Annotated in this window: 21 protein-coding genes; 9 read left to right on the top strand and 12 right to left on the bottom strand. The window is 71.6% G+C overall.

Annotation, left to right across the window (positions count from 1 at the left end):
* Positions 1-2: 2 nt before the first annotated feature.
* Together K377_RS09845 and K377_RS09840 are read right to left on the bottom strand one after the other, a co-directional pair.
* Positions 3-272: a hypothetical protein gene (locus tag K377_RS09845; RefSeq protein ID WP_111662842.1), complete on the bottom strand. Its 270-nt coding sequence runs from the start codon at positions 270-272 to the stop codon at positions 3-5.
* Entirely contained in the window at positions 262-813 is a 552-nt protein-coding gene (locus tag K377_RS09840) for an RNA polymerase sigma factor (protein ID WP_111662841.1), read from the bottom strand. Before K377_RS09840 ends, K377_RS09845 begins: the two co-directional genes overlap by 11 nt.
* 135 nt (positions 814-948) lie before the next feature.
* On the opposite strand from K377_RS09840, the gene ctaD reads away from it, so the two are divergent.
* Positions 949-2526, top strand: a complete 1578-nt coding sequence (ctaD, locus tag K377_RS09835) for a cytochrome c oxidase subunit I (RefSeq protein WP_111662840.1) — start codon at positions 949-951, stop codon at positions 2524-2526.
* Positions 2523-2792, top strand: a complete 270-nt coding sequence (locus tag K377_RS09830; RefSeq protein WP_111662839.1) for a hypothetical protein — start codon at positions 2523-2525, stop codon at positions 2790-2792. Before ctaD ends, K377_RS09830 begins: the two co-directional genes overlap by 4 nt.
* A gap of 301 nt (positions 2793-3093) precedes the next feature.
* Here K377_RS09830 and K377_RS09825 read toward each other — a convergent pair whose 3' ends face one another.
* From K377_RS09825 to K377_RS09805, 5 genes are all read right to left on the bottom strand, one after another.
* Positions 3094-3888 (bottom strand): SDR family oxidoreductase, encoded by a 795-nt coding sequence (locus K377_RS09825; RefSeq protein WP_181512526.1) that lies wholly within the window; start codon positions 3886-3888, stop codon positions 3094-3096.
* On the bottom strand, positions 3885-5558 hold the full coding sequence (locus tag K377_RS09820; RefSeq protein WP_111662837.1) for an FAD-binding dehydrogenase: 1674 nt from the start codon (positions 5556-5558) through the stop codon (positions 3885-3887). The genes K377_RS09825 and K377_RS09820 overlap by 4 nt, the downstream gene beginning before the upstream one ends.
* Entirely contained in the window at positions 5555-6151 is a 597-nt protein-coding gene (locus K377_RS09815) for a TetR/AcrR family transcriptional regulator (RefSeq protein ID WP_258395007.1), read from the bottom strand. The genes K377_RS09820 and K377_RS09815 overlap by 4 nt, the downstream gene beginning before the upstream one ends.
* A gap of 111 nt (positions 6152-6262) precedes the next feature.
* Entirely contained in the window at positions 6263-6847 is a 585-nt protein-coding gene (locus tag K377_RS09810) for a TMEM165/GDT1 family protein (RefSeq protein WP_111662836.1), read from the bottom strand.
* Between the two features lie 252 nt (positions 6848-7099).
* The gene (locus K377_RS09805; RefSeq protein WP_111662835.1) at positions 7100-7456 is read right to left on the bottom strand and encodes a VOC family protein; all 357 of its coding nucleotides are present in this window, start codon (positions 7454-7456) and stop codon (positions 7100-7102) included.
* A gap of 120 nt (positions 7457-7576) precedes the next feature.
* Between K377_RS09805 and K377_RS09800 the strand changes: the two genes are divergently transcribed.
* Complete coding sequence (locus K377_RS09800; RefSeq protein WP_111662834.1) at positions 7577-8140, top strand: LemA family protein; 564 nt, start codon at positions 7577-7579, stop codon at positions 8138-8140.
* Complete coding sequence (locus K377_RS09795) at positions 8140-9711, top strand: DUF2207 family protein (RefSeq protein ID WP_111662833.1); 1572 nt, start codon at positions 8140-8142, stop codon at positions 9709-9711. Before K377_RS09800 ends, K377_RS09795 begins: the two co-directional genes overlap by 1 nt.
* Before the next feature lie 5 nt (positions 9712-9716).
* On the opposite strand, the gene rpsR is transcribed toward K377_RS09795, so the two are convergent.
* Both rpsR and K377_RS09785 read right to left on the bottom strand, forming a co-directional pair.
* Positions 9717-9974, bottom strand: coding sequence for a 30S ribosomal protein S18 (rpsR, locus tag K377_RS09790; RefSeq protein WP_111662832.1), 258 nt, complete (start codon positions 9972-9974; stop codon positions 9717-9719).
* Positions 9975-10024: 50 nt separating this feature from the next.
* Positions 10025-11173 (bottom strand): GTP-binding protein, encoded by a 1149-nt coding sequence (locus tag K377_RS09785; protein WP_111662831.1) that lies wholly within the window; start codon positions 11171-11173, stop codon positions 10025-10027.
* 91 nt (positions 11174-11264) lie between these two features.
* On the opposite strand from K377_RS09785, the gene rpmB reads away from it, so the two are divergent.
* Both rpmB and rpsN read left to right on the top strand, forming a co-directional pair.
* Complete coding sequence (gene rpmB, locus K377_RS09780) at positions 11265-11501, top strand: 50S ribosomal protein L28 (protein WP_111662830.1); 237 nt, start codon at positions 11265-11267, stop codon at positions 11499-11501.
* Positions 11501-11806 carry a 30S ribosomal protein S14 gene (gene rpsN / locus K377_RS09775; protein ID WP_111662829.1) on the top strand — a complete coding sequence of 102 codons (306 nt, stop codon included), beginning with the start codon at positions 11501-11503 and terminating at the stop codon, positions 11804-11806. The genes rpmB and rpsN overlap by 1 nt, the downstream gene beginning before the upstream one ends.
* A 577-nt stretch (positions 11807-12383) precedes the next feature.
* On the opposite strand, the gene K377_RS09770 is transcribed toward rpsN, so the two are convergent.
* Positions 12384-12917, bottom strand: coding sequence for a helix-turn-helix transcriptional regulator (locus K377_RS09770; RefSeq protein WP_111662828.1), 534 nt, complete (start codon positions 12915-12917; stop codon positions 12384-12386).
* Positions 12918-12974: 57 nt separating this feature from the next.
* On the opposite strand from K377_RS09770, the gene K377_RS09765 reads away from it, so the two are divergent.
* Positions 12975-13880 (top strand): S41 family peptidase, encoded by a 906-nt coding sequence (locus tag K377_RS09765; protein WP_111662827.1) that lies wholly within the window; start codon positions 12975-12977, stop codon positions 13878-13880.
* Between the two features lie 2 nt (positions 13881-13882).
* On the opposite strand, the gene K377_RS09760 is transcribed toward K377_RS09765, so the two are convergent.
* Positions 13883-14446: an NADPH-dependent FMN reductase gene (locus K377_RS09760; protein WP_111662826.1), complete on the bottom strand. Its 564-nt coding sequence runs from the start codon at positions 14444-14446 to the stop codon at positions 13883-13885.
* 102 nt (positions 14447-14548) lie between these two features.
* Positions 14549-15202 (bottom strand): CatB-related O-acetyltransferase, encoded by a 654-nt coding sequence (locus K377_RS09755; RefSeq protein ID WP_111662825.1) that lies wholly within the window; start codon positions 15200-15202, stop codon positions 14549-14551.
* Positions 15203-15374: 172 nt separating this feature from the next.
* Between K377_RS09755 and K377_RS09750 the strand changes: the two genes are divergently transcribed.
* A complete protein-coding gene (locus K377_RS09750) occupies positions 15375-15977 on the top strand; it encodes a TetR/AcrR family transcriptional regulator (RefSeq protein ID WP_111662824.1) in 603 nt (200 codons plus the stop codon).
* Between the two features lie 130 nt (positions 15978-16107).
* The gene (locus K377_RS09745; protein WP_181512525.1) at positions 16108-16503 is read left to right on the top strand and encodes a hypothetical protein; all 396 of its coding nucleotides are present in this window, start codon (positions 16108-16110) and stop codon (positions 16501-16503) included.
* The last annotated feature ends 308 nt before the right edge of the window (positions 16504-16811 follow it).

The raw sequence follows: 16811 nt of genomic DNA, 5'->3' as shown, positions 1-16811 counted from the left end.
CGCTACCGGGCCGGGGCCTGGGGCACCGTCGGAGGTGGGGTCGCCTCGGCGGGGGTCGCTGCGTAGGAGAAGGCCAGGATCAGGAGGGCGGCGACGGCGCACACGGCGGCCTCCGCGCGGAGCACAAGCCCCCGCCGAACCCTCCGCCCCCGATGCAGCAACTGGTTCAGAGCGCGCTCGGCACCATGGTGCAGGGCGCGCGAGTCGGCGTAGCGCGGGTCGTCGCCCGGCACCGGATTGGCGGCGCGAAGGAGGGCCAGGTCATCGGTCACGGGCGTGGTCTCCTGCGGTGACGGTCATGTTCATCCGGTCGATCTCGGCGCGCAACCGGCGCCGGGCACGGTGCAACCGCATCGCGGCGGCGCTCCGACTGCACTCCAGGGCGACGGCCAGCTCGTCGACGCCCAACTCCTCCCAGGCCGTCAGGCGCAACGCCTCCTGATCGGCCGGGTTCAGCCGCGCCAGCGCCTCATGGATCCAGGCGCCGGGCTCCTCGCTGTCGGGGCCCGCCACGATCTGCCGGTGCTGGGCGCGTTCGTGGTGGCCGATGCGGTCGAGCAGACGGCGGCGCCGGCCCAGGCCCCGCACGGTGTTGGCGAGGCAGTTGCGGGCGACGGCGTACAGCCACGGCAGCGGCGTCTCGGGCGGCAGCTCGCCCCGGCGCCGCCACGCTATGGAGAAGACGTCGGCGACGACCTCCTCGACCTCGTGGGCGGCCCCGGGGTCCAGGCGGCGCGCGACGAAGCGGCTGACGGCCCAGTAGTGGGCGCGGTAGGCCGCCGCGAAGGCGTCGTCCGTCGTGCTGCCGCTCATGCCTGTGCCCGTGGTGCGTCCGTGCTCATGCCCGGTCTGTGTCCGGCTCCGCCCCGATGTTCACAGGTGCGGTGTGTGATCTTCCGGGCAGGGGTGCGCGGTGACGTGCGGGCCGGGCCCGGACACGTACCGGGCATGAGAGGGAAGAGAGGGTGGCTGACCACCACCGATCACAAGACCATCGGCACGCTGTATCTCGTCACGTCGTTCGGGTTCTTCTGCCTGGCCGGGGTGCTCGCGCTGTTCATGCGGGCCGAACTGGCCCGTCCCGGCACGCAGATCCTGTCGAACGAGCAGTTCAACCAGGCGTTCACGATGCACGGCACGATCATGCTGCTGATGTTCGCGACACCGCTGTTCGCCGGGTTCGCGAACTGGATCACGCCGCTGCAGATCGGCGCGCCGGACGTGGCGTTCCCGCGCCTGAACATGTTCGCGTACTGGCTCTACCTGCTGGGGTCGCTGATCGCCGTGGGCGGTTTCCTGACGCCCCAAGGAGCGGCGGACTTCGGATGGTTCGCGTACGCGCCGCTGTCCGACGCCGTCCATTCGCCGGGGATCGGCGCCGACATGTGGATCATGGGGCTTGCCCTCTCCGGCTTCGGCACGATCCTCGGCTCGGTCAACTTCATCACGACGATCGTCTGCATGCGGGCGCCCGGCATGACGATGTTCCGGATGCCGATCTTCACGTGGAACGTGCTGCTGACGGGCGTACTCGTCCTGCTCGCCCTCCCGGTTCTCGCGGCCGCGCTGTTCGCCCTGGAGGCGGACCGGAAGTTCGGGGCGCACGTCTTCGAGGCGGCGAACGGGGGCGCGCTGCTCTGGCAGCACCTGTTCTGGTTCTTCGGGCATCCGGAGGTCTACATCATCGCGCTGCCGTTCTTCGGGATCATCTCCGAGGTGATCCCGGTCTTCAGCCGCAAGCCGATGTTCGGCTACCAGGGTCTGGTGGGCGCCACCATCGCGATCGCGGGTCTGTCGGTGACGGTGTGGGCGCACCACATGTACGTCACGGGCGGGGTGCTGCTCCCCTTCTTCTCCTTCATGACGTTCCTGATCGCCGTGCCGACCGGCGTGAAGTTCTTCAACTGGATCGGCACCATGTGGCAGGGCTCGCTGTCGTTCGAGACGCCGATGCTCTACGCGATGGGGTTCCTGATCACCTTCGCGTTCGGCGGTCTGACCGGGGTGATCCTCGCGGCGCCGCCGCTGGATTTCCACGTCGGCGAGACGTACTTCGTCGTCGCCCACTTCCACTACGTCATCTTCGGCACCGTCGTCTTCGCGATGTTCGCCGGATTCCACTTCTGGTGGCCGAAGTTCACGGGGAAGATGCTCGACGAGCGGCTCGGGAAGGTGACGTTCTGGACGCTGTTCATCGGCTTCCACGGCACGTTCCTGGTGCAGCACTGGCTGGGTACGCGGGGCATGCTGCGGCGGGTGCCGGACTATCTGGCGGTGGAGGGGCTGACCGGGCTCAACACCGTCTCGACGATCTTCTCGTTCGTGCTGGGCATGTCGTTCCTGCCGTTCCTCTACAACGTGTGGCGGACGGCCCATTACGGGAAGCCGGTCGGGGTCGACGATCCGTGGGGGCACGGGCGTTCGCTGGAGTGGGTCACGTCGTGCCCGCCGCCGCGGCACAACTTCGTTGCTCTGCCGCGCATCCGGTCGGAGTCGCCGGCGTTCGACGTACGGGAGGCGCGGTGATCCGGGAGATCGAGGGGTACCTGGAGGCCACTGTGGCGGCGCGCCGGTTCACCGAACGGGTGCCGTGGCTGACGGAGACGCAGGCCGCCGACATCCAACGGGCCTACGTGGAAGCCCACGTGAGATCGCTCCGGGCCACGGCGGCCCGAGCCGAAACCCAGTACCGCCTGCTCCGAGCCCGCCTGCTGACGGCCGCCTTCTTCATCGGCGTGGGCGCCGCCGGGGTGACAGCCATCGCAGCCAAAATCCTGAGCAGCACGCCTTGACAGCGCGCTACCGCCGTGGCTGATCGCGCAGTTCCCCGCGCCCCTAAAACCATCTCCCACGCGCGCCACCGTCGTGGCCGGTCGCGCAGTTCCCCGCGCCCCTGAGATGCGCACTTCGTGCGCCATCTCGTCAACGACAGAGGCGCGGCGAAGCCGCAGCCTCAAGGGGAAGGCGCGCGAAGCGCAGCCTTCAGGGGCGCGGGGAACTGCGCGAGAAGCGGCCACCGGCCCGCGCCCGGAGAACGGCCCAGGGGCGCGGGGAACTGCGCGGCCAGCCCCCACCGGCCCGCGCCCGACCGAGTCACCGCAACCCGTGCCTCCGAGCAACCATCCGCTCCGAAACCCCCCGCGGCAGCACCCGCCGCAAAGCGAAGACCACCGGCGCATTGCTCCCCACGGCATAGAACGGCCGAAGCCGCCCGGCCTCCACCGCCGAGACGACCTTCGCGGCGACCTTCTCGGCCGAGATCCCGTTCGCCTCATTGCGATTGAGCGCGGCGAGCATGGTGTCGTAGGCGGCGCGGAACGGCGAGTCGACCCCCACGTACTGGGTGCGCCGCTCACTGATCCCGGTGGCGATCGACCCGGGCTCGACGGTCGTGATGCCGACCCCGTACCCCGCGTACTCCCGCCGCGCGGCGAGCGCGAACCCCTTGATGGCGGCCTTGGAGGCGACGTACGACGACCGGTAGGCGAGCGGGAAGCTGGCCAGCATCGAGCCGACCATGACGACCCGCCCGTACCCCCGCTCCCGCATCCCGGGCAGCACCAGCTGACTGAGCCGCACGGCCCCGAACACGTTCAGCTGGAACAGCCGCCGCACCGCGTCCATCGGCAGCTCCTCGAAGGGGCCGCTCTGCGACTCACCGGCGTTGTTGACGAGGACGTCGACCTCCCCGGCGGCGGCCGCGCACGCCTCGATGCTCGCCTCGTCGGAGAGATCGAGGGCCAGGTAAGTGACCCCGGCGACAGGGGAGTTGACCTTCTCTGGGTTCCGGCTCGTGCCGTACACCCGGTACCCGCGTGAGACGAGCGCGGCGGCGACGGCCGCCCCGATCCCCGACGACGCGCCCGTCACGAGCGCGGTGCGCGTCACGCGAGGCTCCTGGCGAGCGCGCGCCCGGCGGCCCGCCCGGAGAAGATGCAGCCGCCGAGGAAGGTCCCTTCGAGCGCGTTGTACCCGTGCACCCCGCCACCGCCGAACCCGGCGACCTCCCCGGCCGCGTACAGCCCCTCGAAGACGGAACCGTCACCGCGCACGACCTGCGAGTCGAGGTTCGTCTCCAGGCCGCCCAGCGTCTTGCGGGTCAGCACGTGCAGCCGTACGGCGATCAGCGGGCCCTGCGCCGGGTCGAGCAGCCGGTGCGGCTTGGCGACGCGGGTGATGCGGTCGGGCAGGTAGGAACGGGCGTTGCGGACCGCCATGAGCTGGAGGTCCTTGCTGTAGCCGTTCTTGACCTCCCGGTCCCGGGCCACGATCTCCCGCTCGACCTGCTCGTACTCGACGGGCGTGTCCGGCGTCAGCTCGTTCATGGCCGCGACGAGGTCCTTCAGGTTCCTGCGGACGACGAAGTCCTCGCCCTTGTCGAGGAACGCCTGGACGGGCCCCGGCGCCCCCTTCTTCACGCGCTGGAGGACGAGCTTCATGTCCTTGCCGGTGATGTCGGGGTTCTGCTCGCTGCCGGAGAGCGCGAACTCCTTCTCGACGATGGCCCGGGTGAGGATGAACCACGTGTGGTCGTGGCCGGTCGCGGTGATGTGCTGGAGCGTGGCGAGCGTGTCGTGCCCGGGGAAGAGCGGCGCGGGCAGCCGCTTGCCGGTGGCGTCCAGCCACAGCGACGACGGGCCGGGGATGATCCGGATGCCGTGGCCGGGCCAGATCGGGTCCCAGTTCTTCAGGCCCTCCGTGTAGTGCCACATGCGGTCGCGGTTGACGACGGAGGCCCCGGCGTTCTCGGTGATCTCGATCATGCGGCCGTCGACGTACGCGGGCACGCCCGTCACCATCGACGCGGGCGCCGGGCCGACCCGGTCGGCCGGCCAGTTCTTGCGGACCAGGTCGTGGTTGCCGCCGATGCCGCCGGAGGTGACGACCACTGCCTTGGCGCGCAGTTCGAAGTCGCCGACGGTCTCGCGGGAGGAGGCGACGCCGCGCGGCTCGTCCGAGGGGGCGAGCAGGGAACCCCGTACGCCGACGGCCGCGCCGTCCTCGACGATCAACTCGTCCACCCGGTGGCGGTACTCGAAGGTGACGAGGCCGCGCTCGGCCGCCTCCAGGACCGGCTCACGGAAGACGCGGACGACCTCGGGGCCGGTGCCCCAGGTGAGGTGGAAGCGGGGCACCGAGTTGCCGTGCCCGGTCGCGGTGCCGGAACCGCGCTCGGCCCAGCCGACGTTCGGGGTGACCTTCAGCCCGAGCCCGTACAGGTAGTCCCGCTTCTCCTCGGCCGCGAACCGCACATACGCCTCGGCCCACTTGCGCGGCCACCGGTCCTCGGTCTCCCGGTCGAAGCCGGCCGAGCCCAGCCAGTCGGCGAGGGCCAGCTCGTAGGAGTCCTTGATGCCCATGCGCCGCTGCTCGGGGCTGTCGACGAGGAACAGGCCGCCGAGCGACCAGAAGGCCTGCCCGCCCAGGTTGGCGGCGTTCTCCTGGTCGACGAGCACGACGCGCTTGCCCGCGCGGGTCAGTTCGTACGTGGCGACGAGCCCGGCGAGCCCGGCTCCCACGACGATGACGTCGGCGACATCGGCGTTGGTGTCACTCATGCGCTCTCCAAGGGGGTGCTGTAGGCGGTCAGTACGTTCATGAACAGGGCGTGCCTGCGGTCCCGTACGGCTGCGTCGTCGGGCTGGAGCAGCACCTGCACGGCGGTCCCGTCGTGCACGGCGACCAGCGCGTCTCCCAGGGCCCGCCGGTCGGTGACCCGGCGCCCCAGCTGCTCCAGGGCGGCCACGAGCACCGGAAGCACGGCCTCGCGGATCGCCTCCTCGCGGGCGGCCATCACGCGTCGCAGGCCGGGATTGCGCAGGGCGTGCGCCGTGAACTCGGCGGTGATCCGGTACCAGGCGTCGTCCACGGGGGTCGCCTCGACGGCGGCGCGCACGGCTGCCTCGGGATCGGTCGGGTCGAGGCTGTCGAGGGCGGCCCGCACATCGTCGAGCATCCGCGCCGACCGCTCTTCCCACAAGGCGAGGAACAGCTCATCGAGGGACGAGAAATTGGAGTAGAAAGCGCCGCGCGTGAACCCGGCCCGCTCACAGACCTGCTCGACGGTGGAGCGGCCGAAGCCCTCCTCGGCGAACACGTCGAACGCGGCCGCGAGCAGCCGCTGCCGCGTACGCGCACGCCGCTTCGTCACTGTCCCGGCCACGGTCACCTCGCTCGAACCACAAATGGATACAGGAACGTATTCGATACGTTCCTGTATCCACAAGGGTTCGGTCAGGGGCCGCTCAGAGTCGGCGCAGGCTCAGGCGAAGATCTCCACGAACGACCAGATGGCGAGGCCGAGCATGCAGACGCCGCCGACGCGCTGCACGGTCTTCAGCGGCACCCGCTTGGCGATGAACCGGCCCGCGACCAGGGCGAGTCCGGAGACCGAGATCAGCGCGAGGAACGAGCCGATGGCGGTCGACCACGTGCCGTTCGTGGCGGCCAGGTTGGCGGTGGTGATCTGGGTCAGGTCGCCCCACTCGCCGATGAAGACGGCCATGAAGGCGGTGCCGAACACCGGCCAGAACCCGGTGACGGTCTTCGCGCCGGACTCGTCGTCGCCGTCCTCGTCGTCCCCGCCGCGCAGCAGCATGAAGGCGCCGAACAGGAACATCAGGCCGGAGACCAGCTTCACGATCCAGCCGGGGAGCAGGCCGAGCAGCGACCCGGCGCCGACGGCGATGGCGACGTGCACGGCGAACGCGGCCGAGGTGCCGAACCATACGTAGATCGGCTTCATCCGGGTGCCCATGGCCAGTGAGGCGAACATGGTCTTGTCCGGGAGCTCGGCCAGGAAGATCAGGCCGAAGGCGGTGACGATCGCCACGGGATCGAGATGCATCGGAGGTCGGTTCTCTCTGTACGGGCCCCAGCCGGGCCCGTGAACCCACCCGCTCCGGGGGACCACTCGACCCGGCAGCGGCCATGGGCAGGCTGCCTGGTCGAAGGTCTCGCCCACCCGGCCGGATCGGCGCGGGCCCGGCCACCGGGAACCCGGGGGTTCCAGTGTGTCGACGACCGGTTCGCGGGGCTACTCCCCTTCGCTTGCTCCCACCAGGGTACATGCGGCCCGAGAGGCCCGCAGTGCCCCGGATCACTCCCCGCCGCGGGCGGCCAGCACGCAGAACTCGTTGCCCTCGGGGTCGGCGAGCACCACCCAGGGCTGCTCGCCCTGCCCGATGTCGACGCGCCGCGCGCCGAGCGCCTCCAGCCGGGCCACCTCGGCGGCCTGGTCGGCGGGCCGGAAGTCGAGGTGCAGCCGGCCCCGGTGCCGGACGACCTCGTCGGCGCGGACGAAGTCGATGCCCGGGGTCCGGTCCGCCTCCGGGCGGATCTCGAACTCGTCGTCGGACGTGTACGTCACGACCCAGCCGAGCGCCCCGGCCCACCAACGGCCCAGGGCGGCCGGGTCCGCGGTGTGGACGACCACCTGTTCCCAGTTCAAGGTCATGCGCGGAGTGTAGAAGCGCCCTGGTCCATTTAAGGGGAACTGGTATTCGGCCTTTCGGTTTAAGATCGCGTCGATCGGCCAGGGGGGCGGATCTTTCAGGGGCTTTTGGGGGCGACGCCGATGGGTGTCATCGCAGGTGCTGTCGTGGTGGTGCTGGTCGTGGTGCTGGTGTGGTGGGTCGTCAGGACCTACAACCGGCTCGTCCGGCTGCGGAACCAGACACAGGCGTCATGGGCGCAGATCGATGTGCAGCTGAAGCGGCGGCACGAGCTGATCCCGAATCTCGTCGAGGGCGCGCGCGGTTACGCCGCCCACGAGAAGTCCACCTTCGAGGCGGTCACCGCCGCGCGCGGGGCAGCCGTCAGCAGCGGCCTCGGGGTCACGGACAAGGCCGCCGCCGAGGACGCGCTCACCGCGTCGCTCGGCGGGCTGTTCGCACTCGGCGAGAGCTACCCCGAGCTGAAGGCGGACCAGCACTTCTCCACCGTGCAGGCCGAGTTGAGGTCCGCGGAGGACAAGATCGCGTACGCGCGGCAGTTCTACAACAGCGCCGTGCAGAGCTACCACACCGCGCTGGAGAGCTTCCCGGGGAACATCGTGTCGGGCTTCGGCGGCGGGCACGGGCGGCGGGAGTACTTCGAGGCCGCGGGCGCGCCGCAGGACGCCGTCCAGGTGCGCTTCTGATGAGCCACACCGATCAGCTCTACTGGGGCGGGGCCGCCCTGATCGTGCTCTGGCTGCTCCTCTTCGGCCTCTCGCTGCTCGCCACCCGCAACGGCACGGTCACCCCGGCGCCCGCGACCCAGGAGTTCGGGCCCGACCCGGAGTCCCCGGCCGTGGTCAGCTTCCTCGGCAACAACTGGCGGGGCGTCGGGTCCGCCGCCGCGGCCACCCTGCTCGACCTCGCCGCCCGCGGCTACATCGAGCTGCGCCAGCCCGCCGACGACCCGGCCGCCAGCACCGTGCACGTCACGGACGAGGGCCGGGCCGCGCAGGACCTGCGGCCCTACGAGGGGCGCGTCCTGGAGCGCGTGATCAGCCGGACCGCCGAGGGCGGAGCCCCCATCGGGGCGATCGCCTTCCGCGACGCCAAGCGCGCCGCCGCCTTCAACGCGGAACTGCGCAAGGACATCGTCGCCGAGGCCCGGCTGCGCGGCCTGTCCCGCTCCCGGTTCGCGTCCTGGCTGGCGGGCGGGCTGATGCTGCTCGCCTTCGTGCCCGGCGTCCTGTTCGCCCTGGCCGCGCTGATGGGTCACCACAACATCCGCGCCGCGTTCGTCGTCGGCGTGCTCCCGGCGTCCGCGATGTGCTGGCTGCTGGCCAAGGTGCTGGGCGAGCGCGCGACCCCGCGCGGCCTGGAGCGCGCCGGGCACTGGGCCGGACTGCGTTCCTGGCTGACCGCGCACGAGGACTTCGCCCGGCTGCCCCCGGCCGCCGTCGCCGTCTGGGACCGTTATCTCGCCTACGGGACCGCGCTCGGCGTCACCAGCCTGGCCGGCCGTCTCCTCGGCTTCGACGCCGGTGATCGCCGCCGCGTCTGGTCCTCGTACGGCGGGACCTGGCGCCCGGTGCGGATCCGCTACCCGCGGCTGCTCCCCGGCTTCGGCGCCTCGAAGGGGCGGCTGCTCCAGCTGGCCGCCGCCGCGGGTCTGGTCGCCGCGGCCCTGGTCGCCTTCGGAGTGCTGCGCCAGCCCGACTGGACGATCGCGGCCGACGGCGGCACCTGGCGCCGCCCCGGCCTGGTCCTCAGCCTGGGCTGGGTGGTCAGTCTGCTGCTCGGCGTCATCGTGGCCGGGAAGTTCCGGCGCTGGACGCTGTTCCTGGCGTTCCTCGCGACGATGCCCGGCAACTTCGCGAGCGGCACCCACGGCTGGTGGCACGACGCGGCGGCCCAGGACGGCCCGGTCCCGGTCGAGTGGGCGGCGATCGTCGTCTTCGGGGCGCTGGCCGGGTACTTCGTGGTCCTGGCCTGCCTGGAACTGCGTGCGCCCCACACGATCACCGGCGAGGTGCTGCGGGTGGAGTGGCGCAAGGACAGGAGGGCGGCGCGTTTCCTGGCCCTGGACGAGGGCGGCACGGACCTGACCACGGCCTGGGCCCTGCCCGCCGCCTCCCGCGGCATCGCGACCGGCGCCCAGGTCCGCCTGACCGTCTCCCGCGGCACCCGGACCATCCGCTCGGCGGAACTGGTCCGGGCCGCCCTGTGGGAGGGCGACTGGTCCGAGGCGTCGGCGCCGGGGCGGGCCACCGCGTAGGCACGTCAGTCCTGGGCGGCGCGGGGCCGGCTGGAGTACGGCAGCAGTGCCGTCTCCCGCGCGTTCTTGACCGCGGCGGCGATCAGCCGCTGCTGCTGCGCCGTGACCCGGGTGACCCGGCGGCTGCGGATCTTGCCCCGGTCGGAGAGGAACCTCCGGAGCAGATCGGTGTCCTTGTAGTCGATGTACGAGACGTCGGGGGCGAGGAGGGGACGGGAGCGGGGCTTCGGGGACTTGCGGGCTGCGGTGGTCCGTCGGGACATGAGGGTTCCTTACGAGGTTGTCGGGATCGGCACGGAACGGGGGCCGGGTCTCAGGCGTCGAGGAACGGCGCGAAGGACGCCGGGAGATGGCGCCACTTCTCCGGCCCGGCCGCGTACTCGGCATCGGTGAGCAGGCACGAGTCGAGGAGCCGCTCGATGCCGCCGCCGTCGAGGCCGGGGGAGGTGAAGACGAGGTGCTGGCAGCGGTCCCCGTGCTCCGGATGCCAGTCGATCGCGGCGGCCGCGCGCCGCACCGGCGGCATCAACTCCCATCCCGCGTCGGGCAGCGCGGCCATCCACGGCCCCGCGTTCTCCACGCACAGCGCCCCGCCCGCGCAGTCCCAGGCGAGCAGGCTGTCGGTGCGGTCGGCGAGCCAGAACCGGCCCCGGCTGCGCGCGGCGGCGCAGCAGAGGTCTTCGAGTGCCTGGAAGAGCCGCTCGGGGTGAAAGGGGCGGGTCTGGTGCCAGACCAGCGTGCTCACGCCCGACTCGTCGGCCTCCTGGGGCAGCAGCGCGGACGCGGGATGCTGCGCCGACGCGGCGGCCTCGACGTCGAACCCGGCGAAGGCCAGCGCCGCGAGTTCGCCCGACGCCGCGTCGACCCGGCGGGCGGTGGGGTGGAGCTGGGTGAGCAGCGCGTGATCCTGCTCGTCCGCCTCCGGGTCGTCGACGAGGGCGAGCACGGGCGCGTACTCCACCTGCCGGGCCCAGGTGTCGGCGACGGTGCGCCGGTCCGTCGCGGCGGCGGCGAGGCCGGCCTCGGCGAGGTCGTCGCCGTTGCCCAGGTAGGGCAGGACGAGGGCCGGGGAGACCGCGGTGATCACGTTGGTCAGCAGCAGCTCGTCGCCGCTGTGGGCCGCGACGACCTCGGCCATGGCCTTCGGCTCGACCGAGTCCCACAGCTCGACGACCGCGAGCCGGGTCGTGCCCTCCGCGGCCAGCCGGTCCAGCTCCGGTACGAGGTCCTCGCGCAGGGCGCAGCAGGCGCAGTCGTTGACCAGGGGTGCGTCGCCCGTGGCCAGGACACCGGAGGCGTCGCGGACGACGCGGCGCACGGTCCCCTGCGTGGCGGTGGCGAGGTCGTGGTGGAGCGCGACGCTCCCGGGAACGGCCGTCAGCAGCCGCTCGACGACGTGTCGGCGGGCGTCGGCGTGCAGCCCGCCGACGATGACGACCGGCAGTGGTTCGTTGCGAGACATGCGAGACATGGGTCTACTATATGGGAATGGTTTCCATTATCAATAAGGCGGTCGGCGACCAGGCCGCGATCCACGAGAGGCAGGTCTCTCCATGTCCGCCCACTGCCAACTGACCGGCGCCCGGCCGGGATTCGGCAATTCCATCTCCCACTCCCACCGGCGCACCTCCCGCCGCTTCGACCCGAACATCCAGCGCAAGCGCTACTGGCTGCCCGGCGAAGGGCGCTATGTGCGTCTGACGTTGAGCGCCCGCGGCATCAAGACGGTCGACGTCATCGGCGTGGAAGCGGCCGTCGCGCGCATCCGCGCCCGGGGAGGGAAGGTCTGATGGCCAAGCAGAGCAAGATCGCGAAGAACGAGCGGCGCAAGGCCGTCGTCGCCCGGTACGCGTCCCGCCGCGCGGAGCTGAAGGAGATCGTCCGCCGCCCGTCGTCGACCCCCGCCGAACGCGCCGCGGCCCAGTCCGAACTGGCCCGCCAGCCCCGCGACGCGAGCCCCACCCGCGTCCGCAACCGCGACAGCGTGGACGGCCGCCCCAGGGGGCACCTGCGCAAGTTCGGGATGTCCCGGGTACGGGTGCGCGAGCAGGCGCACGCGGGGTTCCTGCCCGGGGTCACCAAGTCGTCCTGGTAGCCGCGCCCGACTGCCCCGACCGGCAGGGGAGGTTGTGCTCATCGGCCACGTTTTCCCGGGGGGTACTGGCGGCCCGGGGTCTGGGTACACGGCCCGTATGGGCACTGATCCGCTGGATGGACCGTGCGCTTCGAGCGGTGGCGCACGGGCCGGGTGCGTACAAGGACAATCCGTCGACGGCCGCGATCGGGCCGCCGGCGTGCGGAACCGCGTCGTCGACGGCCGCGACCGGTCCGGCGATGCGTGGAACCGCGTCCTCGGCCCCTGTGGGGCCGCGGTCGACGGGAGGCCGTCGGCCGCCGCCTTGCGGCGCCGCGGAGCGGGAGCGCCGAATCCGGGCGTGCTGGAGCGGGCGAACGAACAGATCGCCCGCTCCCGGAGACTGCTGGCGGCCAGCCGGGAACGGATGGAGCGCAGTGAGGCGGCGCTGCGTCGCTCGGCCAGGTGGGTGTCCCCTCGCGGGGCCGATACCGCCGGCCGGAATCGCTAGCCGACACCGCCGGTCGATACCGCCGGTCGATACCGCCGGCCGGAACCGCTAGCCCGAACCGCTAGCCCGAACCCCTAGCGCGAACCGCTAGCCCGAACCGCTGGGCCGGGCCTGCTGATAGAGCGTCATCAGCACCCCGTGCACCGGCTGGTCCTCCCCGTCCTCCTCCGCCTCGTCGACCAACTCGGCCAGCATCTCGCCGAGTTGCTTCGCCCTCGCGGGGCTGAGCCGCAGATGACGCAGGGTCAGCTGCGGCTCGACGGGGGCGCGGTCCAGTTCCTGGGCCACCGCGGCGAACATCGCCGCCGTGCCCGCCGCCTGAGGTTCGGCGGCGACCATGCGCCGGGCCGTGCGCTGGTAGTACTGCTCGGTGCCGCCGCGCACCTGACGGGTCTCGGCGACGTGCGCGAGACCGGCCTCGCGGAGCACCTTGAGGTGGTGGGCGACGTTGCCCTTCTTGGCGTCGAGCTGCACCGCGAGTTGGCTGATCGTGGCGGGCCGTTGCCCCAGGGCGAAGAGCAGGCGCTGGCGCAACGGGTGCGCGAGCGCCGCGAATTGCTCGGGCGCGCCGATCTCCAGGACGTCCTCGGGAGGCGGCGGGTGGACGGGCTGATCGCTCATACCGAAAGTGTCTAAAACTATTGACGCTTTCGCAAGGGCGGTGCTCTACTCCCTGCCATGACGACCGTGACGAAGCTTCTGCCCGCGCCTGTCATCGAGGAGACGGCCCGACTGCTGACCGAGCACTACGTGTTCCCCGACATCGCCGAGCAGGTGGCCGGCCTGCTGCGCCGACGCCTGGCCGAGGGGGCCTACGACGTCGACGACGCCGAGGAGCTCGCCCGACTGGTCACCGCGGACCTCCAGTCCGTCAACGGCGACCGGCACCTGAGACTCAAGCACCACGCCGACGCGGTCCCCCCGAAGCGCGGGGCGGCCACCCTGGAGGCCATGCGCCGGGACTTCGACGCCTCGCTGGGCGGCGCGCCCCTGGTGCGGCTGCTCGACGGGCAGGTCGCCGTGGTCGAGCTGGCCCCGATGCTGTTCCCGCTGGAGTGGGCCGCCGAACCGCTGAGCGCCGCCTTCACCGTGGCCTCCCGCGCCCGGGCCCTGATCGTGGACCTGCGCGCCAACCGCGGCGGCGACCCGGACACCGTCGCCTTCGCGTGCAGCTACTTCCTCGACGAGCGCACCCACCTCAACTCCATGTACTGGCGCGACGGCGACCGCACCGAGCAGTCCTGGAGCTTGCCCCACGTCCCCGGCGCCCGCTTCGGCGGCAGCAAGCCGCTGTACATCCTGACCAGCGGAAGCAGCTTCTCCGCCGCCGAAGAACTGGCGTACGACCTTCAGCAGCTCGGCCGCGCCGTGGTCGTCGGCGAGCCCACCCTCGGCGGCGCCCACCCGTGCAACGGCTGGACCGTGCACCAGAACCTGGAGGCCACCGTCCCCGTCGGCCGCGCCGTCAACCCCGTGTCCGGCACGAACTGGGAGGGCACCGGCGTGCGGCCCGACATCCCGTGCGCCGCCGCCGACGCCCTCGACCGCGCCCACGCGCTGGCCCTCGCCCGCCTGGCGGACTGACCTCAGGCCCGCCGCAGGGGTGCGAGCGCCGAGGTCAGGGTGACGACCTCGGTGAGCAACTGGCGCAGCGCGCCGTCCTGGCGCTCGGCGGGCGCGAAGGTCGTGTACTGCTCGAAGTCGCTCTGCAACGACAGATGGACCTGCGTGTGCACGGCCGTCAGCTGGACCGCCCCCGCGATGTGGCGCAGGTGGTCCAGGGCGCGGGCGCCGCCGACGTTGCTGCCGTAACCGACGAACCCGGCGGCCTTGTTGTTCCACTCGTTGTAGACGAAGTCGATGGCGTTCTTCAGCGCGGCCGGGATCGAGCGGTTGTACTCGGGCGTGACGAACACGAATCCGTCGAGCGCGCCGATCTTCGCGGCCCAGGCGCGGGTGTGGTCGTGCTCGTAGTCACCGAGCCGCGGTGAACGCGGCTCGTCGAACAGCGGCAGGCTGTAGTCGGCGATGTCGACGACCTCGAACGCCGCGTCGTCGCGTTCCCCGGCGGTCTTCTCGACCCACCGCGCGATCTGCGGTCCCACGCGTCCGGGCCGGGTGCTGCCGAGGATGATGCCGATCGTGGGCATTGCGTCTCCAGATGTACGGGCGGTCGGACGGGAAGCAGCGGTGCTCGGAGCGCGGGGGGCCGGTGACGGCCGGCAGGTCCCCGAAGGGGCCGACGGCGCGCGCTAGGACGGCCCGAACCGCGCCGCGACCGACTCCAGTTCGGTGATCGAGCCGGACATGATCGTGCGCACGTGCTCCGTGACGACCTCGGCGGGCCAGTCCCACCAGGCCACCGCGAGCAGCCGCGCGATGTCCTCGTCCCCGAAGCGTGTGCGGATGAGGCGGGCCGGGTTGCCGCCGACGATGCCGTAGTCGGGGACATCGCTGGTGACCACGGCTCCGGTGGCGATGATCGCGCCGTGCCCGATGCGGACGCCGGGCATCACGGTCGCGCCGTTGCCGAACCAGACGTCGTTGCCCACCACCGTGTCCCCGGGGTTCGGCAGCCCCGTGAGCAGATCGAAGTGGTCGGCCCAGGAGCCGCCCATGGTGGGGAACGGAAAGGTGGAGGGCCCGTCCATCCGGTGGTTCGCGCCGTTCATGATGAACCGCGTCCCGGTCCCGAGCGCGCAGAACTTCCCGATCACGAGCCGCTCGGGCCCGTAGTGGTACAGCACGTTGCGCGTCTCGAACGCGGTCGGCTCGTCCGGATCGTCGTAGTACGAGTACGCGCCGACCTCGATCAGCGGGGACTTCAGCAGCGGCTTCAGCAGGACGACGCGGGGCTGCTCCGGCATGGGATGGAGGATCGTCGGGTCGGCGGGAACGGGCGGCATCGCGGTGACGGTTCCTCTCGCACGGCTCTCACTACTGCTACAGCTGTCGCATTAAGATGAGGATGCTCGCACGCCCGGGCCCTTTGATCAACCGATTACGGCACAAGGAAAACGGGATACGCGGGATACACGGGATACGCGGGATACGGGGACACGGGAGATGAGAGGTGCGATGACCGACAACCCTGCGGCGACGCCGGACCGCCGCCCCGGGGGCCGCACCGCCCGCGTCCGCGCCCAGGTCCTGGACGCGGTACGGGCCGAACTCGCCGAGCGCGGCCACGAGGGCCTCACGATGGAGGGCGTCGCGACCCGCGCGGGAGTCCACCGCACGACGGTCTACCGGCGCTGGCACGACGTGGGCGGCCTGCTCGCCGACGTCATCGACGCGGCCGGCGAGACCGACTGGCAGCCCCCGGACACCGGCTCGCTGCACGGCGACCTGACGGCCCTCAACGAGGAGATCCAGGAATCCCTGCTCGTGCGGCCGTCGTTCGCCGTCGCGCTGGTGGCCGCCTCGTTCCACTCCGAACAGGCCGCGCGAGCCCAGACCCGCCTGTGGGCGGACCGCTACGCCCAGTGCGAGATCCTGGTCGCCCGAGCGGTGGCCCGGGCCGAACTCCCGCCCACGGACGCCCGCGCCCTGCTGATCACGGCCACGGCCCCGCTCTACCACCACCTGGTACTCCTGCGCTCGGCCCCGGACCCGCACCTCCCGGAACGGTCGGCCGCGACGACCGTGGCGGCGGCGAGGGCGGGCGCCTTCTCCTTGTGAGTACGGGAGTTGTGGCATTCCGGGCCTCCTGGCGCACCACCCCACGTCACAGGAGAGTGACAACGACCGCACAGGACCCCGCCCGTCGCGGATGATGCAGCGTCAACACAGCACATCTCATGGGGGAATCATGCGCACCCGCATCGCCGCGGCCGTCCTGGCCGCACTGCTCTCCACCGGCGCTGTCGCCTGCGGCGGCAGCGACACCGAGGCCGACCCGGCCGCCTGCAAGGCCGCCATGAAGAAGCAGTTCGACGAGGCCATGAAGAAGGGCGGCGACGCGTCCGCCGCCGACGGGCGTCCCGAAGCCTGCGAGGGCATCGACGACAAGACCGCGCAGCGCTTCGCCAAGGAACTGATGGGCGACGCCATGGACGACGCCATGAAGTCCGCCGTGCCCGACATCGACCCGGACGACGTCACCGCGTCCCCGCCGAACGCCGACGACGTCCAGGAGAGCCTCGACGCCATCGAGAGCGACCTGGACGACGTCCTCGACGAGGCCGGCATCACACCGACCCCGTAACCGGTGGAGGGGCGCCCGGACCGGCGACTCCCGTGCCGGCGCCCTTCCCGACTATCCGCCGGCCTGGTCGCCCCCTCGCCTCGCCGTTCCGGGGTGACCGGGCCCCCAGCCGGCGGGCGTAGACCTCCTGCATCTCGGCGGCGGTGACGTCACGCTCGGTCACTTTCCGGCCAGGAACAACTGGGTGGTTCCGTGGAACTTCCGCTCGCGACAGGGAAGACTCATCAGGTGGACTCGTCGTCTGCCGGTTGCGGGAGGGACCATGCGTGATGCCGTTAAGTCGACTCTGCCTCTCTCGAGCGAGCAGG

This window comes from Streptomyces sp. PsTaAH-137 (assembly GCF_003259365.1).
GTDB lineage: Bacteria > Actinomycetota > Actinomycetes > Streptomycetales > Streptomycetaceae > Streptomyces.
The sequence above is the reverse complement of the archived record's forward strand: the minus strand, read 5'-3'. Positions and strand labels throughout refer to the sequence as shown.

Bases quoted from the DNA above. Each gene is read 5' to 3' on its own strand.
- K377_RS09840 (WP_111662841.1), bottom strand. From the start codon at position 813: ATGAGCGGCAGCACGACGGACGACGCCTTCGCGGCGGCCTACCGCGCC.
- ctaD (WP_111662840.1), top strand. From the start codon at position 949: ATGAGAGGGAAGAGAGGGTGGCTGACCACCACCGATCACAAGACCATC.
- K377_RS09820 (WP_111662837.1), bottom strand. From the start codon at position 5,558: ATGAGTGACACCAACGCCGATGTCGCCGACGTCATCGTCGTGGGAGCC.
- K377_RS09810 (WP_111662836.1), bottom strand. From the start codon at position 6,847: ATGCATCTCGATCCCGTGGCGATCGTCACCGCCTTCGGCCTGATCTTC.
- K377_RS09805 (WP_111662835.1), bottom strand. From the start codon at position 7,456: ATGACCTTGAACTGGGAACAGGTGGTCGTCCACACCGCGGACCCGGCC.
- K377_RS09800 (WP_111662834.1), top strand. From the start codon at position 7,577: ATGGGTGTCATCGCAGGTGCTGTCGTGGTGGTGCTGGTCGTGGTGCTG.
- K377_RS09795 (WP_111662833.1), top strand. From the start codon at position 8,140: ATGAGCCACACCGATCAGCTCTACTGGGGCGGGGCCGCCCTGATCGTG.
- rpsR (WP_111662832.1), bottom strand. From the start codon at position 9,974: ATGTCCCGACGGACCACCGCAGCCCGCAAGTCCCCGAAGCCCCGCTCC.
- K377_RS09785 (WP_111662831.1), bottom strand. From the start codon at position 11,173: ATGTCTCGCAACGAACCACTGCCGGTCGTCATCGTCGGCGGGCTGCAC.
- rpmB (WP_111662830.1), top strand. From the start codon at position 11,265: ATGTCCGCCCACTGCCAACTGACCGGCGCCCGGCCGGGATTCGGCAAT.
- rpsN (WP_111662829.1), top strand. From the start codon at position 11,501: ATGGCCAAGCAGAGCAAGATCGCGAAGAACGAGCGGCGCAAGGCCGTC.
- K377_RS09770 (WP_111662828.1), bottom strand. From the start codon at position 12,917: ATGAGCGATCAGCCCGTCCACCCGCCGCCTCCCGAGGACGTCCTGGAG.
- K377_RS09765 (WP_111662827.1), top strand. From the start codon at position 12,975: ATGACGACCGTGACGAAGCTTCTGCCCGCGCCTGTCATCGAGGAGACG.
- K377_RS09760 (WP_111662826.1), bottom strand. From the start codon at position 14,446: ATGCCCACGATCGGCATCATCCTCGGCAGCACCCGGCCCGGACGCGTG.
- K377_RS09755 (WP_111662825.1), bottom strand. From the start codon at position 15,202: ATGCCGCCCGTTCCCGCCGACCCGACGATCCTCCATCCCATGCCGGAG.
- K377_RS09750 (WP_111662824.1), top strand. From the start codon at position 15,375: ATGACCGACAACCCTGCGGCGACGCCGGACCGCCGCCCCGGGGGCCGC.
- K377_RS09745 (WP_181512525.1), top strand. From the start codon at position 16,108: ATGCGCACCCGCATCGCCGCGGCCGTCCTGGCCGCACTGCTCTCCACC.